The sequence below is a fragment of the Pseudomonas sp. LBUM1672 genome (assembly GCF_059695655.1).
In genome coordinates, this window is record NZ_CP166781.1 from 3,496,660 (window position 1) to 3,522,832 (window position 26,173).

Consider the following 26,173-nt stretch of genomic DNA (forward strand, 5'->3'; position numbering starts at 1 on the left):
CTCCCGGGGTTCAAGGTTCTCCCTTTACGGCGCATCTATCGGAAACGGCTGCCCCAAGGCCACCCAATCCCGATAAAGCCGGGCACGGCCTTCAAGTGCCGTGAACAGCGTAAACGGGTTTTGCGGATCGACCTGAGCCGCTTCAATTTTCTGAACCAGTCGTGTCCACAGCGCTTCTGACGCATCGGCGTCGCCGAGAAGTTGCCACACCCTCGCCTGAAGCGACAGATAGTCAACCCGGAAATCCGCCGTCAGGCTCAGTCCATCCACTATTCTCACGAACCGTTCGCCATGGGGCCGGGCTGCGAGTCTCTGCCACGTCAATACTCGGGCTTCCCGTTGCCCGTTATTGCCTTCGCGCAACCACTCGATGGGGTTGCCGTAATTGGGGCCGGGCTCGCTCAACCACAGGTTGATTCCTGTTCGCCGCCGGTGGCCCATGATACGCAACAGGGTGTCCTCGTCCGTTAACTGATTACCCTGCAGCAGCACGCGATCCCTGGCGATAGCTTGATTCAGCACCGGCTGGGGAACCCGGTTTATCCAGTTATTGCGTAGATCCAGGCTCTCCAGATAAGGCAGGTCCATAATCCCGATCGGGCAAGTACTGATCCGGGTATTTCTCAAGTCGAGCCAACGCAAGTCGTTCATCCCCAATACCAAAGGCGGGACACCCAATGGGTTGTCGCTCAGAACCAGAGTGCGTAAACCGGTCAGATCAGTCAGTTGAGAAGCCGAGTGTTCACTGAAAGTCAGGTTTGTCGACCTGAGATTCAGCGTAGTGAGATGCCGCATCTGATTGATTGCAGGAGGCATGGCGCGTTGCGCGTCCCCGCCCGGGTTGAAGTGACTCAGGTCGACACTTTCCAGATTCAGCCCTTCAAGATTTGGAAAACTCTCTAGAAACCCGTTCAGGCTTTCCTATTCGGTCAGGTGGAAGCCGCGCATCGATAATTCGAGAACGTTATTGAACCGAACATTCAAATCAGGCAATCGGTGGTAATTCTCGAAGTCGAGATCCAGCTTGACGCCGCGTATCTGATTCCCTGCCGGGAGAACATCCTGCGGCGGTCTGCGCTGTTGCCAAATGTCGACCAACTGCTCCGCCAACTCATTTCGAATGGCACGTTCGTTTTGTATTTCAATCTGTTCCAGCTGAGCGTTATAGGCTTCGATTTGGGCAGCGTTCAGTCCCGCCGCTGCGGGATCATTCGCGTTCAGAAAATCGATATCCATGTCATGGACGTCGTCCTCCACCTGATTTACCCAGGCGGTCAGGTCGGTGTCGAGTTGCTGCAGCTGTTGCTTCAACCACTCAATGTGAGTCTGTGCGTTTACGCCTTCCCGTTGCAGAACAACATCCGCCTGGGCATCGGTGAACTCCGGATAGACCTCTTTGAGTTGCAGCCGCATCATCTGGTGCGTCAGCGCCTCGGACTGGGGCGTTGACGGAAAGCCGCCGCCTCTGAGTCCCTGCGGCTCGAAGGGTAACCGGGCGTCCATTCTCCCGAGGCCGAGTCTGAATTCTGACCGGGGTAATGCCTGATCACTGATTTTCAGCCGCAATTCACTGGCCGGATCAAGCGATACCAAATGCAACGCTGAACGCTCGTCTTCTGACAGCACACCCAGCAGCGCTTGGTAGAAGTCAGTCTGCATGCCGTGATGCAGGTAGTGATCGCTGGTCTTGATCAGGTGTCGGACGTTCGTTGCGTCAAGTGGACCGCTGCGGTCCAGCACTCTTCCGATGGCGGTTTGATCGAGCACATCGATCCGAAGGCTTTTCGGCCAACCGGGCAGATTCTGGAGTGAGTGCAAAGCCAGTGTGTCCGACTCCGGATTAACGACGGAACGAAGATATAGGCTTTCATAGGCTCGATTGAGCCGCACATGCTGCTGGTATTGCCGTGCCTTGCCGTCCAGGCGTGCGAACACTTGCCTGACCTCCGTCACGTTGGGCGCCGCTTGGATATTCACGCCGTAGCGGTCGAGCATTTGTTCAATGGCGTTTTTGGGCAGTCCCGGATATTCGCGTTGAAACAGCCGAACCCACTCATGCTCCGAGTGTTGAAGCGCTGCGTAACGGCTGTTGAACGGCTCGGCTGCGCCGCCCGGACCAAGATCCTGATCGATCTTGAAGCGACTGATGGTGTCAGCCAGCAGAGGCGTCGGTGGATGCCCTGTCTGCATCAGCCGCAACATATCGTCGTCTATCGCGCTGACTTTGCCGATCTGTGCCAGGACGTCATCACTGAAAGACGCCACGGACGGGCCGATGCCGCGGATCAGCTCGACCCGTGTCGGCAGTGCCAGGCTCGTTGGTTGTGGCGCTGAGGCAACGGATATTTCCGTCGCAGGTCTCACACCTTCTTCTGAATGGGCGACCGCGGTTTCACCCTTCAGCGCCACCTCAGCGGCTATCGGCAGCGCATTCAGCAAACCGAACACGGTGCGCGTCACGCCTTCCGACCGTTCGTGCGGTGTTTCACCGTTTACTGCCTGATCAAGACCGTAACCGGCGTCAATAAGCCCGGCCAGCGCCAATACGCCTTCGCCTCCCGGAACGAACAACGCCAAGGGCCCGAACCGGTTGATCCATTGCACCACCGGTTCGACAACCGCACTTAAATTGTCACGATTGACCTGTGCATCGGTACGAATGCTTTTGATACTGGCGCGGGCGGCTTGCTTCATGGTCAGCACCAGTTGCGCAAACGGATCGGTCGCCGATGGGGGATCGTCGTAGCCAATGTAATCGGCGGGGCTCCAGTAACCGTCGTTATTGAAAAAACCGGCGTTGTTGGTCAACCGGTGTATCGCGGGATATTGCGCCATGCCGTCCAATGCCGTCAGCACGCCCGCATGAAACGCACCGTCCTCGCGATCCTCTTCGGCAAAATGGGCGGCCAACGCCTGCTTTGTCTCGCTGAGGTTGCCCTGCGCGACAACCCATTGGTGCAGTTGAGTGGCATCGGTGAATTCGTGCATCGGTGAAGAGTTACCGGGGATGTACAACAGCACTCGGGTACTGGCAATGTCACGGAACGCCCAGATATCCGTTGCGGTGTAACGGTACAGCTTCAAACGCCCGGCCCTGACGGACAATGGGGTGCACGTCGCTGCTTGCAGTTGTTCGATGGTCGTAGTTTCCCATGCCTGACCGGGCGGCAAGCCAGCCGCTTGCATCGCGAGTTCAAGTCCTTTTTGAGACAGGCATCGTTCCTTGAACTGCAACCAGGCCGTCATTACGAACGCAGCTTTGACCGATGTCCTCAAGGCGTACGGTCTGGACGCCATGAGCATCTCGTCAGAGGGCCAGGCCTGATCAAGATAGGCCTCGTATACGCGCTTGAAGTCCAGCTCCCAGATCCATTTCTTGAAGTCGGCCGGCCTCAGTTTCAATTGTGAGGCGGGACCGTAAGTCTGCGGAGTTGTTTGCCGATAGATGCCTTCATAGGTTTCGTGATTGCCGCTGCCGTGATCGGCGAACTCGTCGACATGCTCGACAATCCGCACCGTCGGTCCAACGTCTGGCGGTGTGTACAGACCAAAGGCGGTCTCGGCAAAACGCCCGTCTCCAACCGTCTGATAATTTGAAAGCAGCGCTTGCAGCAGCGACAGCGAGCTCGCCACCTGGCCCTGCTGGAAACCGTTCTCCTCTGGGTGGCCCTTGTAGTGGTAATCGAGGGTGACCATCAGCGTCGTCTGCGGGTCAATGTCCTGCCCCCATTTTTCCTTGATCAGGCGTTCGCCCCATTGGCCGGGCGTTTGTGGAATGGCGATGTCCAGAGCAGCTTTCAGTTCGTCGCGCATTCGCAGCGACGGGGCCGGATGAGGGTTGGCAACGTGGTGAGGGAGATCATTCATGGTGCAATCCATTGCAGTCAATTCAGGTCTGTCACCCTACCCGACCTGACTCCCCACGAAAGCGCGACCGTTCGACAATGGCATTAGGAAAATTCGTTATTTACGCAAGAAGCATGAACACGTTCTGAAGGCCAAAAAAAACCGTGGGCATTCCACGGTTTTTTTACTGACGGTGATGCCTGGGACGATTACCAGAAACGTTGCTGGGTCAACCGGCTCCACCAGCTCAGCAAGACGCGATCGACCGAACCACTGGCCGCCATGCCGATGCGCTCCTGCAGGCTTTTGCGTTCGGCGTAATGCAAGTGGTACAGCTCGGACTTCTTCGCCCGTTCAGCGAGGTATTCGTCACTGGTCTTGAGCTCGTCCACCAGCTGTTTGTCCAACGCAGCGATGCCGAGCCAGATTTCGCCGGTGGCGACCTCGTCGATGGCCAGTTGCGGGCGATAACGCGAAACGAAGTTCTTGAACAGCTGATGGGTGATGTCCAGGTCTTCCTGAAACTTCTCGCGGCCCTTCTCGGTGTTTTCGCCAAACACGGTCAAGGTGCGCTTGTATTCGCCGGCGGTTAGAACTTCGAAGTCGATATCGTGTTTTTTCAGCAAGCGATTGACGTTGGGCAACTGCGCCACGACGCCGATAGAACCCAGGATTGCGAACGGGGCGCTGATGATCTTCTCGCCGATGCACGCCATCATGTAGCCGCCGCTGGCCGCGACCTTGTCGATGCAAATGGTCAACGGCACACCCGCATCGCGAATGCGCGCCAGTTGCGAAGACGCCAGGCCGTAGCTGTGAACCATGCCGCCGCCGCTTTCCAGACGCAGCACAACTTCATCCTTTGGCGTCGCCAACGTCAACAGCGCGGTGATCTCGTGGCGCAGGCTTTCAGTGGCCGACGCCTTGATGTCGCCGTCGAAATCCAGCACGAACACCCGTGGCTTGGCCTCGGGTTTCTTCTTTTGCTTTTTATCGGTTTTAGCCTGGGATTTGCGCAAGGCCTTGAGCTGGTCCTTGTCGAGCAAGGTTTGCTCCAGGCGTTCACGCAACTCTTTGTAGAAATCATTCAGTTTACTGACTTGCAACTGCCCGGCCGACTTGCGCCGCCCCTTGCTGCGCAACGCCGCGAAACTGGCCAGGACCACCAGAATGGCGATCACCAGTGTCACGGTCTTGGCCAGGAAACTGGCGTATTCGGACAAAAACTCCACAGTGACTCCTTCAAAAACGATGCGCAGCCTGATAAACGCGCGGGATAACTCAAGCATACCCATGCTCCGCCTCGGCGGCCAGCCGTGAAACCTCTGGCAACAAGCCTGTAACGGGCATTTCAAACAAGCGTATGTTTTTTCATTGACAGCTCACTGCCATACTCATAACCTCGCCAGACCTTCAACGTACCGGGATGACGCGGACGTGGGCAGCATCTACTTGATTCGACATGGCCAGGCCTCCTTTGGTGCAGACGACTATGACGTCCTGTCGCCGACCGGTGTTCGCCAGGCAGAAATCCTCGGCAAGCACCTTGCCGAGCTGGGTGTCAGCTTCGACCGATGCCTTTCGGGCGACCTGCGCCGCCAGCAGCATACGGCCACCAGCGCGCTGGAACAGTTCGCTGCCGTGGGCCTGCCGGTGCCGACCCTGGAAATCGATTCCGCCTTCAACGAATTCGACGCCGACGCGGTGATCCGCGCGCTGCTGCCAGCCATGCTGGAGGATGAACCCGAAGCACTGGAGATCCTGCGCAACGCCGCGCAGAACCGCGCCGAGTTCCAGCGCATCTTTGCCCTGATCATCGAACGCTGGCTTGCCGGCACCTATGACACGCCGGGGCTTGAAAGCTGGCTGGGCTTTGTCGAACGCGTGCAGGCCGGTCTTCACCGCATCCTCGAAAGTGCCGACAACACCCAGAAAATCGCCGTGTTCACCTCCGGCGGCACCATCACTGCCCTGCTCCACCTCATTACGCAAATGCCGGCACGGCAGGCATTTGAACTGAACTGGCAAATCGTCAACACCTCGCTCAACCTGCTGAAGTTTCGTGGTCGCGAGGTGGCACTGTCTTCTTTCAACAGTCATGCGCACTTGCAACTGTTGAAGGCACCGGAACTCATCACGTTTCGCTGAGTCCGGACTATTGTGACCCTGGCTGTAATCACCAGCTGTAATTACCCTGCTCTTATTACCCAAGAAAGGATCGAACCATGACCTCCGTAGCTGATGCCGTACAAGCAATGAAAGCCAAGTTCAACCCAGCCGCCGCTGCCGGTCTGGACCTGGTATTCGGTTTCCGCATCGACGACACCAAGAACTTCTCGCTGATCGTCAAAGACAGCACCTGCGAGCTGCAAGAAGGCGAAAACCCTGACGCCCAGGTCACTCTGGTGATGGACGGCGAAACCCTGCAAGGCATCGTCGACGGTTCGACCGACGGCATGCAAGCGTTCATGGGCGGCAAACTGCGCGCTGAAGGCGACATGATGCTGGCCATGAAACTGTCCGAGCTGTTCCCGGCCTAAGCGCGCCGCTCCCGGTCTTCGGGAGCACGTCTGGCTGCAAACGAATCCCGCCCCTCGAGGCGGGATTCGTCGTTTTCTGCCCTCGGAAAACGGCTACCTACGGATTTGCCGTCTATATTCCTTCTGGCCGCATGCGTCAGACATCGGCTGCTTGCCTCCCAAATGAATTGCGTGGAGCACTGCCATGAGCCCACCTGACGACCACGACGGTTTCAATCGCCGACGTGTACTGCAAGGCCTTTCGGCAGGTGCCGTCGGTGCCTGGATCAGCCCGCTATTCGCAGGGAGTAAAACCATGCCCGATGCCCCCGCCGACCTCATTCTGTACAACGGACGCCTGCACACTGTCGATCGCAAGAAACCCCAGGCCAGCGCCGTCGCGATCAAGGACGGACGCTTCGTGGTGGTCGGCAGCGACGCCCAGGCCATGGCGCTGCAGGGCCCCGGCACGCAGATCATCGACTTGCATGGCCGCACGGTGATCCCCGGCCTCAACGACTCGCACCTGCACCTGATCCGCGGTGGCCTGAACTACAACCTCGAACTGCGCTGGGAAGGCGTGCCGTCACTGGTCGATGCCTTACGCCTGCTCAAGGACCAGGCCGACCGCACGCCCACGCCGCAATGGGTGCGGGTGGTCGGTGGCTGGAACGAATTCCAGTTCGCCGAAAAACGCCTGCCGACGATTGATGAGCTGAACAAGGCTGCGCCGGATACCCCGGTGTTTGTCCTGCATTTGTACGACCGAGCCTTGCTCAACCGCGCCGCGCTGAAGGTGGTCGGTTATACCCGCGACACGCCGAATCCGCCCGGCGGAGAAATCCAGCGTGACGCCAACGGCGATCCAACTGGCATGCTGATCGCCCGCCCGAACGCGATGATTCTCTACTCGACCCTCGCCAAGGGACCGAAATTGCCACTGGAGTATCAGGTCAATTCGACCCGCCAGTTTATGCGCGAACTCAATCGCCTCGGCGTGACCAGCGCCATCGATGCCGGCGGCGGTTATCAGAATTACCCGGACGACTATCAGGTCATCCAGCAACTGGCCAAAGACCAGCAGCTCACGGTGCGCATCGCCTACAACCTGTTTACGCAGAAGCCCAAGGAAGAGCTGACCGATTTCAAAAACTGGACCAGCACTTCCCATTACGGCCAGGGCGACGACTTCCTGCGACACAACGGTGCGGGGGAAATGCTGGTGTTCTCGGCGGCGGACTTCGAGGATTTCCTCGAACCGCGCCCGGACCTGCCGCAATCCATGGAACAGGAGCTGGAACCGGTGGTGCGCCATCTGGTGGAGCAACGCTGGCCATTCCGCCTGCATGCCACCTACAACGAATCCATCAGCCGCATGCTCGACGTGTTCGAGAAGGTCAATCGCGACATTCCGTTCGACGGTTTGCCGTGGTTCTTCGATCATGCGGAAACCATCACACCGCAGAACATCGAGCGGGTGAAAGCCTTGGGCGGCGGCATCGCCATCCAGGATCGCATGGCCTTTCAGGGCGAATATTTCGTCGACCGTTATGGCGCCAAAGCCGCCGAAAACACGCCACCGATCGCGCGCATGCTCGCCGAAGGCCTTCCGGTCGGCGCCGGCACCGACGCCACGCGGGTGTCCAGCTACAACCCGTGGACTTCGATGTACTGGCTGGTCAGCGGCCGCACCGTCGGCGGACTGGAGCTGTACCCGCAAGGCTTGAGCCGCGATACGGCGCTGGAACTGTTCACCCACGGCAGCGCCTGGTTTTCCTCCGAACAAGGCAAGAAAGGCCAGATCAAAGTCGGGCAACTGGCGGATCTGATTGCACTGTCGGCGGACTACTTTCACATCGACGATGAAGCGATCAAATGGATCGAGTCGGTGTTGACCATCGTCGACGGCAAGATCGTCTATGGCGCCGTCGAGTTCGAAAAACTCGGGCCGCCGTCCGTGCCGGTGGTGCCGGAATGGTCGCCCGTGGCCAAGGTGCCAGGCCATTGGAAGCCCATGGCGCCGCTGACGGCGCAGATGCATCAATGCGTCGGCGCGTGCGCGGTGCATGCGCATAGTCATGAGCGGGCACGGTTGTCGTCAGCCCCTGTCAGTGATTTCCAGGGATTCTGGGGGGCGTTTGGCTGTTCCTGTTTCGCGTTTTGAACAAAGACCTCACCAACACCGACTATCCCCTGTGGGAGCGGGCTTGCTCGCGAACGCGTCTTGTCAGCCGACATCAATGCTGAATGACAGGATGCCTTCGCGAGCAAGCCCGCTCCCACAGGGGTACTGCATCGACTTCTCAAACTGTATAAGCCGTCGCGAACCCATCCATCCCCTTCGTTCGCTACCGCCGCCATCACAAACTCGTCTAAAAAACTGTTAGTTCTTACAGGTGCCAGTACGAGTGCGTCCGCTCTACTCTTTCAACTGACAAGCAAGCCGGAATGGTTTGACCCAAATCAACTTCCAGCGCCTGTAATTCCCGCACGATAACTTGCATCGAAGGCCAATGAAGGCCCAGTCGAGGCCGATGGCCAGTGGTGATTATTCATCCAGGCATTGTCGGTGACCGGGGCGCCAGCGCACTCGACTGGGCCATCACCCATAAGCTGACCCGTTGGGGTGTCACTGCGCTGCAAGCCGTGGAAGAAATGGATGCCGGGCCGGTCTGGTCCACCTGCGAGTTCAACCTGCCCCAAGGTCTGCGCAAATCCGAGCTGTACAACGGCCCGGTCAGTGATGCGGCGGTCCGCTGTATTCTTGATGTCGTGGACAAATTCATCGACGGTTATGTGCCGGTACCTTTCTCGCGGTGCGTGACGACGCGGTCTTGGTCGCCACCGGCGATCGCAGTGTGTGGATCGGTTCGTTGCGCCGCAAACCCCGGCCCGGCGAAGAAACCTTCAAACGTCCGGCCCGGCACGTACTGGCTGCACAGCTGAAGGACGTGCCCATCCTCCACGGATCGATCGCCTCAACCCCTGACACCGAAACCTATCAACCGATCCGCTACCGTGAATCAGGGCCTGTCGGTGAGCTGACCTTCGAGTTTTACAACGGCGCCATGAGCACCGAGCAATGCCAGCGACTGGTCACCGCTCTGCGCTGGGCCAAATCCCGAGACACCCAGGTGCTGCTGATCAAGGGCGGGCGCGGCAGTTTCTCCAACGGCGTGCACCTCAACGTGATCCAGGCCGCCGAGGCGCCAGGACTGGAGGCCTGGGCCAATATCCAGGCGATCGACGACGTCTGCGAGGAATTGCTCAGTGCCCGGCAATTGGTGGTCAGCGGTCTGACGGGCAGTGCCGGGGCCGGGGGCGTGATGCTCGCGCTGGCCGCCGATTTTGTCTTCGCCCGAGCGGATATCGTGCTCAACCCGCACTACAAAACCATGGGGCTGTATGGCTCCGAATACCGGACCTACAGCCTGCCCCGCGCCGTCGGCCCACAGATGGCGGAAAAACTCTGCGAGGAGTGCCTGCCGGTCAGCGCGACCCAGGCGATGCAACTGGGCATGGTTCAGGAGATCGGCCCACGCTGCCCGGAGGCGTTTGGCGTATGGTTGTTGCAACGGGCGGGCAATGCGCTGACCGATCCGGCCTATGCCGCTGTGCGCGAGCGCAAGAACCGGCTCGACACTCAACTTCTGCAGCATTGCAGAAATGCCGAGCTGGAGGAGATGGAACTGGACATGGTGCACAACCGCAGTCAATTTGCCGAGAAGTGCCGTCACTTTGTGTTCAAGCGCAAGGCGTGTGGTACCCCGGTGCGACTGGTAGCGCAGTGGGCACGCCAGCGCAGTCGGACGCAGGCATTGGCCGCGGCGACCTGAGCCGGCCCACGCATATCCGTTTACAATGCTGGCACTTCCCGCACCGGCCTGCCCATGGACATCGATCTCGCTCGCACCTTTCTGGAAATTGTCCGTCACGGCAGCTTGGCTGCCGCGGCTGAAAAACTCCACGTCACCCAGACCGCAATCACGGCGCGCGTGCAAAAACTCGAGAGCCAATTGGGCAGCACGCTGTTCGTGCGCAACCGCGCCGGGGCGCGGCTGACGCCCAATGGCGAGGCGTTTGTGGTGTACGCCAATCAACTGGTCGAAACCTGGGAAGCTGCGCGTCGGGACTTGCCGCTGCCCGAGGGTTACCACGACGTACTGCACATCGGCGGCGAAGTCAGTCTGTGCAACCCGCTGATGCTCAGTTGGGCCGGCGAATTGCGCGAGAAGATTCCCAGCCACGCCCTGCGAATGGAAATCCGCGACGGCGAGACGCTGTTGCGGCAACTGGAACTGGGAGTGCTGGACGCAGCGCTGGTCTATCAGCCGGAATACTGGCCGCGCCTGCAAGTCGAGCAGATCCTCGAAGAAAAACTCATCCTCGTACGCCTCGCCGGGCGATCCGATCCTTACGTGTATATCGACTGGGGTCCGGATTTCCGCCGCCAACACGATGCCGCCCTGCCGGAAAAAGCCAAGGCTGCCTTGAGCTTCAACCTCGGTCCGCTGGCCCTGCAATACATCCTGGAAAACGGCGGCAGCGGTTACTTCCGCACCCGCGTGGTCCAGAGCTACCTGGAAAGCGGCGTGCTGGAGCCCGTGCCCAAAGCTCCGGAATTCAGCTACCCGACCTACCTGGTTTACTCCCGCGATCGCGACTCGGCGACCTTGCAACAGGCCTTCGATCTGTTGCGTGAAGTGATCAAGACCGACGACGACTGGTCCCAACGCTGGAACCCGCTGACCTGATACACCGGATCATGGCGCTTGTGTCATCCAGGTTTGCCCGAGGCTGCGCGGGCAGATCAGCTAATCTGCTGGTGATAACAATAACCAGAGGTGACCGCAGTGAGGCAGACCACCCAGGCATTTCGCGACCGCTATCGCGCTGACATTCATCCGCTCTACAACCCCTGGCTGCACGGCGCCTTTGTGCTGCTGTTCGGCGTGCTGGCCATCGGCGGGTTCTGGAGCACCGTGCATCAGGTCCAGCCGCTGGAATGGCTGGCGGTGCCGTTGACGCTGCTGTTCTTCAATTTCGGCGTGTACATGGTGCATCGGCATCTGGGGCATCACAAAAAGAGCTTCGCGCGGATGTTCTACGCCCGCCATGCCGGCGACCATCACAGCTTTTTCGCCCCTGGGCACATGACCTACGACAGCGCTCGGGACTGGCGGGTGATTCTGTTTCCGGCCTGGTTGATCGTGTTGCACACCGTGGTCATCACCCTGCCCCTCTGGTGGCTGCTCAAGCAGGTCGATGCCAATGTCGCGGGACTGTTTGGCGGCTGCCTGGTCCTTGGGTACCTGATGTACGAGGTGTTTCATGCCTGCGAACATTTGCCCCCGGGCAACCCCGTCACACGTCTGCCATGGATCCGCCAGATGCGTCGCCTGCATGAACTGCATCACCGCCGCGAGCTGATGCAGGAACGCAATTTCAATATCGTCTTTCCGCTGATGGATTACCTGTTCGGCACCCTGTACTGGGAACCGGAGCCTGCCCCCTTGCCCTTGACGAGAACGGCCATGACCCGCATGCAGCACCAGATCGCTATCGCTGGAAATCCGATAGATGTGCTCGCCTATGCCAGCACCGTCACCCGGTGGCCGGAGTGGCATCCGTCGTCCCTCAAGGTCGAGGGGCAAGGTGGCCCGCTGCATGCCGGCCAGCGGTTCGAGGAGGACATTCGTGCCGGCGGGCGTACGGGGCACTTGAGCTGGGAGGTCAACGAATACTTGCCAGGCCGCCGCTGGAGTGCCAGGGCGCGCGGTGATCATGGGTTGTCGCTGGTCGTGACCTACGAATGCGAGGCGCAAGGCGAAGGCACGCGTTTTGTGCGGACGCTGGAGTATCAGTTTTCGGGCCTGGCGATGCGTATCACCAATCGATTGCTGCTCAAGCGGCGTATCGAGCATGAGTCCGCAGCATCGATGCTGGCGCTGCGCGAAATGGCGCAGAAAAACCTCACCCCTGCGGGAGTCAGCGTGTGAGAAGAGCCTTCAGGTTTCGCCATCTGCTGTGGCTGCTGATCATCGTCCTCGGCGCTTTTCTGTTGTTTTTCCCGACCAAGGTTCGGCCGGTGGCCTGGACACCGTCGCCGGCGCCTTCCCTCACCAGCGGTGTATATGCCGACAATCAGCGTCTGAAAGGGGTGGAGCGCGTCGGCCCGGCCGGCATCGAAGGGCCGGAGGCGCTGTTGCTGGAAGACAACGCGCTCATCACCGGGCTGCACGATGGCCGGTTGATCCGCACCAGCCTCGACGGCAAGGACACCAAGGTGCTGGCCGATACCGGTGGCCGGCCTCTGGGCCTGGCGCGGCACCCGAGCGGGTTGCTGGTGATCGCTGACGGCGTCAAGGGGTTGCTGTCCCTGGATGCCCAGGGCCGGCTGATCCCGCTGGCCACTGCGGCCGCCGACGTGCCTTTCGGTTTTACCGATGACGTGGTCATCGACAAGTCCGGGCACTACGCCTATTTCAGCGACGCCTCCAGCCGCTGGGGCTACGGCAGGGATGGCGAGGCGATCATCGAGCACGGTGGCGATGGACGTTTGTTGCGCTATGACTTCCAGACGGGCAAGACCTTGGTGTTGCTGGACAAGCTTGAGTTTGCCAATGGCGTGACGCTGGGACCGGATGACAGCTATGTACTGGTCAACGAAACGGGCGCTTACCGCATCACCCGCTTTTGGTTGAGCGGGCCGAAAGCCGGAACCCACGACGTGTTTATCGACAATCTGCCGGGCCTGCCGGACAACCTCGCGTTCAATGGCCGCGACCGTTTCTGGGTAGCGCTCTACGCACCGCGCAATGCGCTGCTCGACGCCACGGCACCGCACCCGTTCGTGCGCAAGATGATCGTGCGAGCGATGACGGTCTTGCCCAAACCGGTGGAAAAGCGCGCGTTTGCGCTGGGCCTGGACCTTGAGGGCAAGGTGATTGCCAACCTGCAGGATGCGGGCAATGGCAATTACTCGCCGATTACCACCGTGCGCGAGTATGGGGACTGGTTGTATTTGGGTTCGCTGAAGGCCATGAACATGGCGCGCCTACCCCTGACCACGGCCCTCCAGAAGTAAGACACAAACCCCGTGAGAGCGGGCTTGCTCGCGAAGGCGTCGTGTCAGTCGATATCTGCTTTGGCTGATACATCGCTTTCGCGAGCAAGCCCGCTCCCACAGGAGATGTGTGGTGGATTAGGTTAGCGGGGATCGATCTCGTTATCGCGCACGGCGTTGTCCGTTTCTTCGCGCACCCGTTCCGGGTCCATCGCGGTGGAATCGTCCTCATCCAGCGGGCGCACACCTTCGTTGTTTGGCAATTCGTCGATGCCCGGCTCGTCTTCGGGGTTGATCGTCGTGCGGCCGGGGCTTAGCGGCTCAGGATGAGTCGGGATCGGGTCGAACCCGCCCTGCTCTTCACTAGGAAATTTCGGGTCGGTCATAAGGCACCTCGCAGGGAGTCGAAAGGGTCGGACTCTTATCTTTCGAGGTGCCGGTTTTGATCACCGTTCCAATTTTTCAGTCACCGGTTGTCGGTGAGTGGGCAAGGCGCGTCAGGATGGCGATTGGAGCCTATCAACAATCTTTTGCTTAACCTGCACACGCGCCTCCTTGAGCTTCTTCAGTGCGTCATCGCTCGGCGCATCCGATTTTGCGGTTTCAGCCTTGACTACCTCGGCGTCCGCTTGCGAATACTTGTTGATCAGTGAATCAAGTAACGGATCCTTGGAGCGTTTTTGCTGGATATCTTCCTTTGAAAGTTTCAGGTCCTGATAAAGGTCGTGTGGCACCGGCATGGAACACCTCCGTTTGTTGATCGGCAGCAAACGCGATCAATTGCGTTCGCCAACTATCAGAATGGCCTCGGTTGACGGGTTCTGTCGACCGCCTATCAGACCAGCGGTGTCCGTTCGTCGTCCGGCCGCAAACCCGATAAAACCTTTGCGTGAGCGCCTGCCTCCATTGAATAACGATCACCTCGATCGCTTACCCAAACCTGTGTGGAGAATGACCAATGGACGGATTCACCCTGCGCCACCTCGCTCTGGCCGTAGCCTTGAGCACCAGCATGGGCACAGCTTTTGCCGCCACTTCCAATGACTTTGTCGACAACGCGGCCGCGGGCGGTATTGCGGAAATCGAAACCAGCCGTCTGGCGCTGGAAAAAAGCTCATCGGCCGACATCAAGGAATTCGCCACCATGATGATCACCGATCATTCCAAGGCCAACGATGAACTGGCGGCCTTGGCGAAAAAGAATGACATCGAAGTGCCGGACGAGACGACGCTGGTCAAACAAGCCAAGGAAAAAATCCTCGACATGCGTGATGAGTCCTTCGACGCGGCCTATGCCAATAATCAGGTGAAGGCCCACGAAGACACCATCAAGCTGTTTGAAAAACAAGCCAACACAGTGACGGATGACAAGGTAAAAGGCGCCACCGAGCTGAAAGGCTTCGCGCAAAAAATGTTGCCGGCACTGGAAAAACACCTGGAGATGGCGAAAAAACTCCAGGCGGCGCACCCAAGCAAATAACGCACAAAAATAAGGCCGCATCGATGGATGCGGCCTTTTTGCATGCTGCCGGAACTAGCCGCCATCGGTATCGATGTCGGCATCCGTGTCTTCGCCGGGTTTCGGCCGGTCGGGTGTCGGTTTGAAACCAGGGCTGAACTCATTGTCGTTGTCATCGTGATGATTCTTCTGATCCACCGCCTCATCGGCGCTCTGCGAGTCGGTGGATTGGCTCTGACGCTGCCCCTCTGGCGCGGCTTCACCCGGAGTTTGCGGGTCTATGGCCGGGTCATTGCGGTCGACCGGCGTTCCCGATTGATCCTGTTGTTGTGTCGATTCGTCTTTCATACGTACCTCGCTTGTGACGGCCAGCCCGATTGAAACAGCCGGGGCCTTGAAAGTTCGAAGCCATCCCGGCACAGGGGTTCAATCCAATGGTCCGGCACCCGACAGGATCAAAGTCAAAAAATCGCCGTTGGCGGCAGTGCCGACTAGAGTTACCGGGCAAGTGCGGGCCAGGACGAAAAAAACCTGCGCACAGCAAACAACTATTTCAGACGGCAAATGTCACTGATTCGGGTCGATTGTATTTTGGGGAATCGGCCCGTCATATTTCAGGAGCACAAGGACATGGCAGCAATGCAAATCAGCACACTCGACGCGATGAAAAACAACCACACGCAGTTGCTTGGGGAATGGATCACCAGCCTGGAAGCCAGTGGTGCCAACCGTAATCTCAAGGACCAGGATCTAAAGCAGCAGACCACGGACTTCCTGCAACTGGTGGTCGCGGGCCTGGAAAACGGCAACAGTCAGAACATCGCCGCGCCGGGCTGGGATGAGGCTCGACAATTCCTCGAGAAACTCTCCCACAGCCGCGCCCTGCTCGGCCAGGATTCGCACCAGACTGCCAGCTTCATTTTCTCGCTGAAAGGCCCGCTGTTTTCCTTGCTGCAAGCTCACTACAAAGACAATCCGGGCGTATTGGCCGAACAGCTCTGGGAAGTGTCTGAGCTGCTCGATGCACTGGGCATGCACACCATCCGTACTTTCCAGAAATCCCGTGAAGCGGTGATCAAACGTCAGCAGGAAGAACTGCTGGAGCTCTCGACCCCGGTGGTCAAGCTCTGGGACGGCGTGCTCGCCCTGCCGATGATCGGCACCCTGGATTCGCAACGCACCCAGGTGGTGATGGAATCGCTGCTGCAACGGATCGTTGATACCGGTTCGGAAATCGCCATCATCGACATCACCGGCGTGCCGACCGTCGATACCCTGGTGGCGCAGCACTTGCTCAAGACCGTGACCGCGATCCGCCTGATGGGCGCCGATTGCATCATCAGCGGCGTGCGTCCGCAAATCGCCCAGACCATCGTTCACCTGGGCCTGGACCTGCAAGGCGTAGTCACCAAGGCCAACCTGGCCGACGCCCTCAAACTGGCTCTGACCCGCCTGGGAATCACCGTCAGCAAGGCAGTCTAAGCCGATGGATAGAATTCCAATTCTGCAGATGGGCGACCTTCTGCTGGTGACCATCCAGGTCGACATGCACGACCAGCTCGCCCTGACGCTTCAGGACGATCTCTCAGAGCGCATAAGTAAGACCACGGCACGCGGGGTTCTGATCGATATCTCCGCCCTGGACATGGTCGACTCATTCATTGGCCGCATGATCGGGACGATTTCCGGGCTGTCGAAAATCATGGACGCCGAAACCGTGCTGGTCGGCATGCAACCCGCCGTCGCCATTACCCTGGTCGAACTGGGCCTGACCTTGCCCGGCGTCAGCACCGCGCTGAACGTCGAGCGCGGGATGAAACTGCTTCAGGATCGAGTACGCGAGCAATGACTCTGCGCAGCAGCGGCACTCAGCCGATTCAGATCGAGCAGGACGTGGTCCTGGCCCGGCAGACTGCGCGCAAGCTGGCCACTGAATGCGGCATGCGCCTGATCGACCTGACCAAACTGGTGACCGCCGTCAGCGAGCTGGCGCGTAACACCATGGTGTATGGCGGTGGCGGCGACATGGACTGGCAGATCCTCGACGAAAACTCGAGGGTCGGTTTGCGCCTGACCTTTCGCGATGAAGGCCCGGGCATCCCGGACATCAAACTGGCCATGACCGACGGCTGGACTTCCGGCAGCGGTCTGGGCCTTGGCCTGACCGGCGCCAAACGGCTGGTGGATGAGTTCGAACTCGACACCGCGCCCGGCCAGGGCACTCGCATAACGATCACCCGATGGACATGAATATCGGGGGGTCGCTGACCCAAGTGCTGTTGATCGAGGACAGCAGCCAGATCGGCTTTGCCCGGCGCACCGCGCAGAAGCTCGCCGAAGACAATGGTTTCGACATGACCGATGCCGGTCGCGTGGCGCTGGTGGCCACGGAATTGGCCAGCAACGTGCTCAAGCATGCAGCCCAGGGCGAATTGCACCTGCGAATCCTGCCCGGTAAAAGCGCCAACGGCATCGAAATGCTCGCGGTGGACCGTGCCCAGGGCTTTGACCTGCAAGCGTGCATGACTGACGGGTTTTCCACGGGAGGCACGCAGGGCATAGGCCTGGGCGCGGTGTCGCGCCAGACCGAGGTCTTCGATGTTCACACCGACTCGCGCGGCACAGTGTTGCTGGCCCGTTTGTACCCGCGCGCCAGCAAGGACGCGGACTTGCGCATCGGCATCAGTCAGCACTCGCTGCACAACGCCCCTGCCTGCGGTGATGTCTGGCACCTGGCGTTCGACGGGGCAAACCTCAGCGTTTTGGTGATCGACGGCCTGGGCCATGGCGAAGAAGCCGAACACGCTGCACGCGCCGGGGAAAAAGCCTTCGCCCTGGCACCGTTCGCCTCGCCGGTGTTCCTGCTCGAAGACATTCACCACGCGATGATCGGCACCCGCGGCGGCGCCCTGGCGATTGCCCAATTCGACGGCCACCGTGGCACGCTGAAATTCACCGGCATCGGCAACATCGGCGGCAGCCTGATCAGCCCGGACAAGTCCCGTGGCCTGGCGTCCCACCCGGGGATCGTCGGCGGGCAATACCGCAAAGCCCAGCCTTTTGACTATGCACACGTGGACGGACATCTATTGATCATGTACAGCGATGGCCTGCAGTCCCGCTGGAACCTGCACGACTACCCTGGCCTGGTGCACCGTCATCCCGCCGTGATCGCAGCGGTCCTGCATCGCGATTTCTGTCGCGGCCGGGACGATGTCACGGTCCTGGTCGTTGCCTTGGAGGCCGCCCATGGCTGAGTCGCCCCTGCCGTCTATCGACGAACAATCGGCGCTGATTGCGCACTTGCAGAGTGAATCTGCAGCACTGCGCGAAGAGCTCGACGAAACCAATCAGGGCGTGCTCGCGTTGTACGCCGAGCTCGACAACCAGGCTGAAGAACTGCGCCAGGCGTCGGATCTCAAAAGTCGCTTCCTGTCCTACATGAGCCACGAGTTTCGCACGCCGCTCGGCTCGATCCTGAGCATTGCCAGCCTGCTGACCGATGAAATCGACGGTCCGCTGAGCCCCGAGCAACACAAGCAGGTCGCGTTCGTCAGCACCGCCGCGCGGGAGCTGAGCGACATGGTCGACGACTTGCTCGACCTTGCGAAAATCGAGGCCGGGCGCATCACTATCTCACCCGCCTGGTTCGACATGTTCGACTTGTTTGCCGCCCTGCGTGGCATGTTTCGGCCTATCGTCGACGCTACGGCGGTGGATTTGATCTTCGAAGAACCGGTGGGATTGCCGCGCCTGTACACGGATGACAAGAAGCTGGCGCAGATCCTGCGCAACTTCATTTCCAACTCGCTGAAGTTCACCACCCGCGGTGAAGTGCGGGTCTCGGCCTCGCTCGATGGTTCCAGCCAGGTACGCTTCGCCGTCACCGATACAGGAATAGGTATCGCTGCCGAGCTACATGGCGCATTGTTCGAGGACTTTTCCCAAGTCGATTCGCCGCTGCAAAAACGCCTGCGCGGTACGGGCCTGGGCTTGTCGTTGTGCAAACGCTTCGCCGCATTGCTGGGTGGCGAGGTCGGGGTCGAGAGTACGCCCGGGGTCGGTTCGACCTTTTTCGTGATCATCCCGCTGGCCATCGCCATGGAGCCTGCCGATGAAACGTGACATTCGCCTGTTGATCGTCGATGACAACGCCGCCACGCGCTACGCTCTGCGTCGACGCCTGGAGCCGCACGGCTACATCGTGCTGGAGGCCGGAACTGGTGGCGACGGTCTGGCGCTGATTGACAACGAATGCGTCGACGCGCTGATTCTGGACGTCAACCTGCCCGACATGAGCGGCTTCGATATTGTCCGCAAACTGCGTGCGGAAGCGGTTACAGCGTTGTTGCCGGTGATTCACGTGTCGGCGGCATCGATCCAGACCGGTGACATCATCACCGGTCTGGACGCCGGGGCCGATGCCTACCTGATCCATCCCGTGGACCCGGACGTGTTGCTCGCGACCCTGCGCACCCTGTTGCGGGTGCGTGAGACGGAAAACGCCCTGCGTGATAGCGAGGCGCGGTTTCGCGAGATTTTCGTCAACGTCTCGGCGCCCATCGCGGTGCTGGACGCCCAGTTCAAAGTCCATGAATGTAATCATGCCTTCTCCCGACTGATACAGGACAACCGCGACCCGGACTCCTTGCGCGAGTGCTTCGCCGACCAGCAGCAGGCGATCCTCGATGAACTGCGCCTGCGCCTGACCGCCGGGGAACGCTGGAAAGGCACGCTGAACATGCGCATCGAGGGCGAGCTGCGGGAAACCGAGTGGCAGATTTCCCCCTACCGCACCCCTGAACTGAGCCTGGTGTTCGTCGAGGATGTCACCGAACATCGTCACCGCGAACGCTCGCACCTGGCCCGTCTCGACGATGCCACGTCGCAACTGGAACACGAGATCGCCGCGCGCGTGCGCACCGAGAGCCAGTTGTTGCAAGTGCAGAAAATGGACGCACTGGGCAAGCTCACCGGCGGCATCGCCCATGACTTCAACAACCTGCTGACCGGCATCATCACCAGCTTGGAATTGATCCAGAAACGGGTGGCCGATTCGCGTACCGACAAGGTCCAGTTCTACGCCGAAGCCGCGCTGAACTCGGCCATGAGTGCCGCTTCCCTGACCCATCGCTTGCTGGCCTTTGCCCGTCAGCAGCCGCTCAACACGCGGCCGGTGGACATCAACGAACACATCCGCTCCCTCGAAGAATTGCTGGTGCGCACCATCGGCGAACACATTGCGCTGAAACTCGAACTGACCTCCAAAGCCGCCATAGCCCTGGTCGATCCGATCCAGCTGGAAAGCGCCGTGCTCAACCTGGTGATCAACGCGCGCGATGCCTTGCCGCAAGGCGGGAATATCTGGGTCAGCACTTACGCGGCGTATTCCCACGGAGACCTGAAACTGGCGGACGGGGCGTATGTTGCGCTGTCCGTGCGCGATGACGGAACGGGCATCGAGCACAATGTGATTGACAAGGTCTTCGACCCGTTTTTCACCACCAAGCCACTGGGCCAGGGCACCGGGCTGGGGTTGTCGAGTATTTACGGGTTCGCCCGGCAATCGGGTGGCGACGCGCACATCCGCAGCGTGGCCAGCCGCGGCACCGAAGTGACCATCATGCTGCCCGCCAGCGCCGACCCGAGCACCACGCAAGCAGAACCTGCGAGCGTCGATCAACAGGGCTCGGGTGAGCATGTATTGATTGTCGAAGACATGCCGTCGGTGCGCATGTTTGTCACCGAAGTGTTGGTGGACGCCGGATATCGCTGCACCCAGGTGGGCGATATCGAAGACGCCCTTGAACGCCTGAAAAACGACCCCTCGATTGATCTGATGCTCACCGACGTGGGGCTGCCGCGCATGAACGGCCGGGAACTGGCGGATGTCGCCCGAGGCTGGCGTGAAGGGTTGCCGATCCTGTTCATGACTGGTTACGCAGAAAATGCGATCAACCGTCAGGTGTTCCTCGGTGAGGGAATGGAGATGCTGATCAAGCCGTTTCAGATCAATGAACTGCTGGACAAGGTCCGGCGCACGCTCGACTGCGCCTGACAGGCCTCTTCTCGAGCAAGCCCGCTCCCACAGTGGATCGGTGTGACTCCCATATCCTGAGTCCGCAGAGATCAAATGTGGGAGCGGGCTTGCTCGCGAAGAAGCCAGCAAAACCACCACACCTCTCAAGCTACGCCTAAGGTCCTGGCCAGGAACGGGGCCGTTCGGCTCTTCTTGCTCTTGGCCACTTTCTGCGGCGTGCCGGCAACGACGATCTTCCCGCCCTGATCCCCCGCCCCCGGCCCGATATCGATCACCCAGTCACTCTGCGCAACCACACGCATTTCATGCTCAACGACAATCACCGTGTGCCCCGCCACCACCAGCGTATTCAACTGTTCAAGCAGCCGGTCAACGTCCCGGGGATGCAAACCGGTGGTCGGTTCATCGAGCACATACAAGGTCGCGCCACGCTGGTTACGTTGCAACTCGGTTGCCAGTTTGATGCGCTGGGCTTCGCCCCCCGAGAGTTCCGTGGCCGGCTGACCGAGGCGCAGATAACCCAGGCCGATGTCGCGCAGCACTTCCAATGAACGACGAATGCCCGGTTGCTCGGCGAAAACCTCAACCGCTTCGTCCACCGTCAACTGCAACACTTGGGCAATGGTCAAACCTTGCCAGGTGATCGCCAGCGTCTCGGGGTTGTAGCGAGCGCCATGGCAGGTCGGGCACGGCGCATAGACGCTGGGCATGAACAGCAACTCAACGCTGACAAACCCCTCGCCTTCGCAGGTCGGGCAACGGCCCTTGGCGACGTTGAAAGAGAACTGGCCGGCGTCGTAACCCTCGGCTTGTGCCTGGGGTGTGGCGGCGTACAACTTGCGCACGTTATCGAACAGCCCCGTGTAAGTCGCGAGGTTCGAGCGCGGCGTGCGGCCGATGGGTTTCTGATCGACCTGCACCAGGCGCTTGATCGATTCCAGCCCTGCCGTCACCTGACCGCCGCTGACTTGCGGTGCATCGTCCTCAAGGCTCAGCTCTTCAGGCTCGCTGGCATCGGTGCCGCGCCCCAGATGCGCACCGACCAATTCCAGCAACGCCTGGCTGACCAGGCTTGATTTGCCGGAACCGGAAACACCGGTCACCGAGGTAAAACACCCCAAGGGAAACTCGACGCTGAGGTCGTTCAGGTTATTGCGCGTGATGCCTTCCAGGCGCAGCCAATCGGTCGGCTTGCGGCTGGTTCTGACATCGGTGACCTGCTTGGCGAACAAGTAGGCGCGGGTCTGGGAGTCCTTGATTTCCGCCAGTCCCTGGGGCGGTCCGCTGTAGAGGATCCGTCCACCATGCTCACCCGCCGCCGGGCCGACATCGATCAACCAGTCCGCGCGACGCATGGTTTCCAGATCGTGCTCGACCACAAATAGCGTGTTGCCCGCCGCCTTCAAGCGTTGCAGCGCTTCGAACAGCGCTTCGCCATCCGCCGGGTGCAGACCCGCCGATGGCTCATCCAGCACGTAGATCACGCCGAACAACTGCGAACCCAATTGAGTGGCCAATCGCAGCCGCTGCAATTCGCCGGATGACAGCGTTGGCGTGCTGCGCTCCAGGGCCAGATAACCGAGGCCCAGGTCGGTCAGAGTGCTGACCCGCTCCAGTAAATCCTGAGCGATCCGTTGCGCGGCCAGCCGCTTTTCAACCGACAGGTTTGGCGTATGCCGCACATCCGGCGCGTTGGCATGAGCCCTGGCGCCGTGGGCTACACGCTGTTCACGGGCCTCGCGGGTCTGGCTGTGAGTCAACACTTCGCCCGCCTCGTCAACCTGTTCCAGGTAACTGTGCGCCGCCACCGGTTTCAACACCTCGGCCACTTGCAGCAACGGCATTTGCGACAGCTCGCCGATGTCATAACCGGCAAAGGTCACCGACAACGCCTCGCGCTTGAGCCGTTTGCCGTCGCACAACGGGCACGGGCTGCCGAGCATGAATTGCGCGACGCGTTTCTTCATCAGCGCACTTTGCGAGTGGCTGAAGGTGTGCAGGATGTAACGTCGGGCGCCGGTGAAGGTGCCCTGATAGCTGGGCTCCATTTTGCGTTTGAGCGCGACTCTGGTTTCTTCCGGGGTGAGCCCGGCATACACCGGGACGGTCGGCGTTTCCTCGGTGAAGAGGATCCAGTCACGCTGCTTTTTCGGCAGCTCGCGCCAGGGTTTATCGACGTCGTAGCCCATGGTCACGAGGATGTCGCGCAGGTTCTGTCCTTGCCACGCCGTGGGCCAGGAAGCCACCGCACGCTGGCGGATGGTCAGGCTCGGGTCGGGGACCATCAGGGCTTCGGTGACTTCATAGACCCGACCCAGACCATGACATTCGGCGCAGGCGCCTTGAGGCGTGTTGGGCGAGAAGTCCTCGGCGTACAGCATCGGCTGGCCCGGCGGATAGCTGCCCGCCCGTGAGTACAGCATGCGGATCAGGCTCGACAGCGTTGTCACGCTGCCCACCGAAGAGCGCGTACTCGGTGTGCCGCGCTGCTGTTGCAGGGCCACGGCCGGTGGCAAGCCTTCGATGGAATCGACGTCCGGCACGCCGACCTGGTCAATCAGCCGCCGCGCATACGGCGCCACGGATTCGAAATAGCGACGTTGTGCTTCGGCATACAGGGTCGAAAACGCCAGTGATGACTTGCCCGAACCCGAGACGCCGGTGAACACCACCAGGGCGTCCCGTGGAATGTCGACGTCAATGTTCTTGAGGTTGTGTTCCCGGGCACCGCGTACCCTGACCATGCCGGAAGGAGGGTTGGAGGTGCGCTTTGAAGTCATCGGGAGCCCTTGATAAATAACTGAAAAAATATAAAACCCATGTGGGAGCGAGCCCTGTGGCGAGGGGATTTATCCCCGTTGGACTGCGCAGCGGTCCGATTTTCAGGGGCCGCTTCGCGACCCAACGGGGATAAATCCCCTCGCCACAGGGCTCGCTTGTATGTTTAGACTTGAAGGTGGTCAGCCGCTGAGGACGGTACGGATCATGTGCATCAGCGCTTCGGGCCCATAGGGTTTGCTCAGCAGATGGGTATCCGGGCTAAGTTGGTGATTGCGCGAAATGATGTCCCGGGTGTGGCCGGAGGTAAAGAGCACCGCCACCGGAGGATTTTGCACCTTGGCCCAGGCCGCCAGGTCCGAGCTTTTGATCAGGCCGGGCATGACCACGTCGGTGAAAATCAGGTTTACCGATACGCCCTCCAGCAACATCTGCATCGCCTGGTCGCCGTTGGCCGCGGTCAGGACCTGATAGCCCTCTTCGCGCAGCAGCTCCACCGCCGAGCTGCGCACCGCTTCGTTGTCCTCGACCACCAGAATGGTTTCGTGCCCGCCCCGTTGGGGTAAATATCGCAGCGTCGTTTCAGTCGGCAACGCGTGCAAGCTGCGCGGAAAGTAGAGCTGTACCCGAGTGCCCTGCCCGACCTCGCTGGAGATGTCGATGTGCCCGCCGCTCTGTTTGACGAAGCCGAACACCATGCTCAATCCCAACCCCGTGCCCTGGCCGTCACCCTTGGTGGTGAAGAACGGCTCGAACGCCTGCCCGAGCACTTCGGGCGACATGCCGGCGCCGGTGTCAGCCACTGCGACGCGCACATAGTCGCCCGCCACGATGCCCTTGCCGACACAGAATTTACGGTCGAGCGCGACATTCTCGGCGCTCAACTCAATGGTCCCTTCGCCCTGCATCGCATCACGGGCATTGATCGCCAGGTTGAGAATGGCGTTTTCCAACTGGTTGCGATCGACGTTGATGTGCCAGGGCTCTTGCGGCACCTGCACATTGATCTGGATGGTTTCCCCCAGCGCCCGCTGCAACAACTCGCCCAGGCCTTCGAAGATCTGCTGTGGATCGCACACCGCCGGCGACAACGGTTGGCGCCGGGCAAACGCGAGCAGTTGCGACGACAGTTTGGCGCCCCGTTCGACGGCCGCAATCGAAGCGCTGACCCGGCGCTGCACATTGGCGTTATCCGGCTCATGCCGCGCCAGCAAGTGCAGGTTGCCGGCGATCACCTGCAGCAAATTATTGAAATCGTGGGCCACGCCGCCGGTGAGGCCGCCGATGGCTTCGAGTTTCTGTGATTGGCGCAATTGTTCTTCAGCCGCCAGCCGCGCGTCGACTTCATCAGCCACGCGCTGTTCCAGGTTGCGGGTGAATTTGAGCAAGGATTCTTCAGCTATCTTGCGTTCATGAATGTCGATCAACACGCCGGGGAAGCGGAACGGCTCGCCCTGCTCGTTGAACTCGCAGCACCCGCTCGCCTGCACCCACAGATAGCTGCCGTCGGGTCGCAGAACCCGGTATTCGGCATTGAACGGCTCGCCGGTGGCCACTGACTGACTGACCTGTTCCTGGACCCAACTGCGGTCGTCAGCGTGAATCTTGGCTTCAGCGATGTCGGTAGGAAGGTCGGCGAGGTTCTGCTCGGAGGGGTAGGAAAAAGTCCGGGCGAAGCGCTCGTCGCCGGACAGTACATTGCCCTTGATATCCCAGACGAACGAGCCGAGTAACGCCCCGGCATTGAGCGCCAGGCGCACCCGTTCGTTGTCGGCGCGATAGGCGTCTTCGGCTTCCTGGCGTCGGCGTTCGGAAATCACATGTTCAGTGGTTTCGACGACCATCGCCATGACCCCGCCCGGGCAACCTTCATCATTGGCGACCGGGCTGTAATAGAGGTCGAGCCAAACGTCTTCGGGGACCCCGTTGCGCAGCAACTCCAGCTCTTTATTGCGATAGGACAAGGTGCCGCCCGCCAGACAGGTATCGACGACATGACGATTGAACTCAGCCACTTCCGGCCAGCCCAGCTCCACCGGAGCACCCAGCAGATAAGGATGGCGGCCACCGGCAAATTGCGAGTAGGCGTCGTTATAGATCATGTAACCCGCCCGCCCCCAGAGCATCACCATCGGCAGTGGCGACGCGAGCATCAGCTGCACTGTGCTGCACAGGCTGGCGGGCCAGGCGTCGATGTTTCCAAGCTCGGTCTGGCTCCAGTCGAACGCGCGGATGCGCCCGGCCATTTCACCGTTCCAGCCGGCACACCCGTGGCTATCAGATAGAAACTGCATCGACTGGCTTTATGTCCCTTTGATTGGCTGGCTTGCGGAATCGCAACGACGAGAGGACGACGCGGGCCCGTTTGTTTCGAGCACTACCGACGCCAATGGTTTCATAGAGATTAGCCGATTCTTGATCTGCAGATTTGTTGTGTACTTGCCGGACAAAGAACCCTGCAGTTG

At 60.2% G+C, this 26,173-nt stretch carries 19 protein-coding genes and 2 pseudogenes; 14 read left to right on the forward strand and 7 right to left on the reverse strand.

Annotated features, from left to right (window positions below; all coding sequences use genetic code 11):
- Window positions 1-24: 24 nt before the first annotated feature.
- Window positions 25-3,867: pseudogene (locus ACA053_RS15840) on the reverse strand (leucine-rich repeat domain-containing protein).
- Window positions 3,868-4,055: 188 nt separating this feature from the next.
- The gene (gene sohB / locus ACA053_RS15845; RefSeq protein ID WP_010460936.1) at window positions 4,056-5,078 is read right to left on the reverse strand and encodes a protease SohB; all 1,023 of its coding nucleotides are present in this window, start codon (window positions 5,076-5,078) and stop codon (window positions 4,056-4,058) included.
- Between the two features lie 205 nt (window positions 5,079-5,283).
- Here sohB and ACA053_RS15850 point away from each other — a divergent pair, with 205 nt between their 5' ends.
- The 7 genes and pseudogenes from ACA053_RS15850 to ACA053_RS15880 all read left to right on the forward strand — a co-directional run bounded on the left by ACA053_RS15850 (window position 5,284) and on the right by ACA053_RS15880 (window position 13,452).
- Window positions 5,284-5,994 (forward strand): histidine phosphatase family protein, encoded by a 711-nt coding sequence (locus ACA053_RS15850; RefSeq protein WP_109632102.1) that lies wholly within the window; start codon window positions 5,284-5,286, stop codon window positions 5,992-5,994.
- Window positions 5,995-6,071: 77 nt separating this feature from the next.
- The gene (locus ACA053_RS15855; RefSeq protein ID WP_426205832.1) at window positions 6,072-6,386 is read left to right on the forward strand and encodes an SCP2 sterol-binding domain-containing protein; all 315 of its coding nucleotides are present in this window, start codon (window positions 6,072-6,074) and stop codon (window positions 6,384-6,386) included.
- A 295-nt stretch (window positions 6,387-6,681) separates the two neighbouring features.
- Window positions 6,682-8,529, forward strand: coding sequence for an amidohydrolase (locus ACA053_RS15860; RefSeq protein WP_497396176.1), 1,848 nt, complete (start codon window positions 6,682-6,684; stop codon window positions 8,527-8,529).
- Window positions 8,530-8,903: 374 nt separating this feature from the next.
- A pseudogene (locus ACA053_RS15865) lies at window positions 8,904-10,201 on the forward strand (enoyl-CoA hydratase-related protein); the annotation flags it as partial.
- Window positions 10,202-10,255: 54 nt separating this feature from the next.
- The gene (locus ACA053_RS15870) at window positions 10,256-11,119 is read left to right on the forward strand and encodes a LysR family transcriptional regulator (RefSeq protein ID WP_497311706.1); all 864 of its coding nucleotides are present in this window, start codon (window positions 10,256-10,258) and stop codon (window positions 11,117-11,119) included.
- Between the two features lie 99 nt (window positions 11,120-11,218).
- Window positions 11,219-12,364 (forward strand): sterol desaturase/SRPBCC family protein, encoded by a 1,146-nt coding sequence (locus ACA053_RS15875; protein ID WP_497393035.1) that lies wholly within the window; start codon window positions 11,219-11,221, stop codon window positions 12,362-12,364.
- Window positions 12,361-13,452 carry an SMP-30/gluconolactonase/LRE family protein gene (locus ACA053_RS15880; RefSeq protein ID WP_497393036.1) on the forward strand — a complete coding sequence of 364 codons (1,092 nt, stop codon included), beginning with the start codon at window positions 12,361-12,363 and terminating at the stop codon, window positions 13,450-13,452. The genes ACA053_RS15875 and ACA053_RS15880 overlap by 4 nt, the downstream gene beginning before the upstream one ends.
- Before the next feature lie 122 nt (window positions 13,453-13,574).
- On the opposite strand, the gene ACA053_RS15885 is transcribed toward ACA053_RS15880, so the two are convergent.
- Window positions 13,575-13,817, reverse strand: a complete 243-nt coding sequence (locus ACA053_RS15885; RefSeq protein WP_497393037.1) for a hypothetical protein — start codon at window positions 13,815-13,817, stop codon at window positions 13,575-13,577.
- Between the two features lie 111 nt (window positions 13,818-13,928).
- Window positions 13,929-14,171: a hypothetical protein gene (locus ACA053_RS15890; RefSeq protein WP_497311710.1), complete on the reverse strand. Its 243-nt coding sequence runs from the start codon at window positions 14,169-14,171 to the stop codon at window positions 13,929-13,931.
- Window positions 14,172-14,389: 218 nt separating this feature from the next.
- Here ACA053_RS15890 and ACA053_RS15895 point away from each other — a divergent pair, with 218 nt between their 5' ends.
- The gene (locus tag ACA053_RS15895) at window positions 14,390-14,911 is read left to right on the forward strand and encodes a DUF4142 domain-containing protein (protein ID WP_109632116.1); all 522 of its coding nucleotides are present in this window, start codon (window positions 14,390-14,392) and stop codon (window positions 14,909-14,911) included.
- A 54-nt stretch (window positions 14,912-14,965) separates the two neighbouring features.
- Here the strand turns inward: ACA053_RS15895 and ACA053_RS15900 are convergent, their stop codons facing one another.
- The gene (locus tag ACA053_RS15900; RefSeq protein ID WP_497311711.1) at window positions 14,966-15,238 is read right to left on the reverse strand and encodes a hypothetical protein; all 273 of its coding nucleotides are present in this window, start codon (window positions 15,236-15,238) and stop codon (window positions 14,966-14,968) included.
- Window positions 15,239-15,520: 282 nt separating this feature from the next.
- Between ACA053_RS15900 and ACA053_RS15905 the strand changes: the two genes are divergently transcribed.
- Genes ACA053_RS15905 through ACA053_RS15930 form a run of 6 tightly spaced genes read left to right on the forward strand, consistent with a single transcriptional unit; the run spans window position 15,521 to window position 20,948 of the window.
- Window positions 15,521-16,372, forward strand: a complete 852-nt coding sequence (locus tag ACA053_RS15905; RefSeq protein WP_109632119.1) for an STAS domain-containing protein — start codon at window positions 15,521-15,523, stop codon at window positions 16,370-16,372.
- A gap of 4 nt (window positions 16,373-16,376) precedes the next feature.
- Window positions 16,377-16,739 (forward strand): STAS domain-containing protein, encoded by a 363-nt coding sequence (locus ACA053_RS15910; RefSeq protein WP_109632121.1) that lies wholly within the window; start codon window positions 16,377-16,379, stop codon window positions 16,737-16,739.
- Window positions 16,736-17,140 (forward strand): anti-sigma regulatory factor, encoded by a 405-nt coding sequence (locus ACA053_RS15915; protein ID WP_109632122.1) that lies wholly within the window; start codon window positions 16,736-16,738, stop codon window positions 17,138-17,140. Before ACA053_RS15910 ends, ACA053_RS15915 begins: the two co-directional genes overlap by 4 nt.
- On the forward strand, window positions 17,137-18,147 hold the full coding sequence (locus tag ACA053_RS15920; protein ID WP_497396178.1) for an ATP-binding protein: 1,011 nt from the start codon (window positions 17,137-17,139) through the stop codon (window positions 18,145-18,147). Before ACA053_RS15915 ends, ACA053_RS15920 begins: the two co-directional genes overlap by 4 nt.
- A complete protein-coding gene (locus ACA053_RS15925; RefSeq protein ID WP_497393039.1) occupies window positions 18,140-19,015 on the forward strand; it encodes a sensor histidine kinase in 876 nt (291 codons plus the stop codon). Before ACA053_RS15920 ends, ACA053_RS15925 begins: the two co-directional genes overlap by 8 nt.
- Window positions 19,005-20,948: a PAS domain-containing hybrid sensor histidine kinase/response regulator gene (locus tag ACA053_RS15930; RefSeq protein ID WP_497311713.1), complete on the forward strand. Its 1,944-nt coding sequence runs from the start codon at window positions 19,005-19,007 to the stop codon at window positions 20,946-20,948. Before ACA053_RS15925 ends, ACA053_RS15930 begins: the two co-directional genes overlap by 11 nt.
- A gap of 125 nt (window positions 20,949-21,073) precedes the next feature.
- On the opposite strand, the gene uvrA is transcribed toward ACA053_RS15930, so the two are convergent.
- Both uvrA and ACA053_RS15940 read right to left on the reverse strand, forming a co-directional pair.
- Window positions 21,074-23,710, reverse strand: coding sequence for an excinuclease ABC subunit UvrA (uvrA, locus tag ACA053_RS15935; RefSeq protein ID WP_497393040.1), 2,637 nt, complete (start codon window positions 23,708-23,710; stop codon window positions 21,074-21,076).
- Between the two features lie 180 nt (window positions 23,711-23,890).
- Window positions 23,891-26,002 (reverse strand): hybrid sensor histidine kinase/response regulator, encoded by a 2,112-nt coding sequence (locus ACA053_RS15940; protein WP_497393041.1) that lies wholly within the window; start codon window positions 26,000-26,002, stop codon window positions 23,891-23,893.
- Window positions 26,003-26,173: the final 171 nt, after the last annotated feature.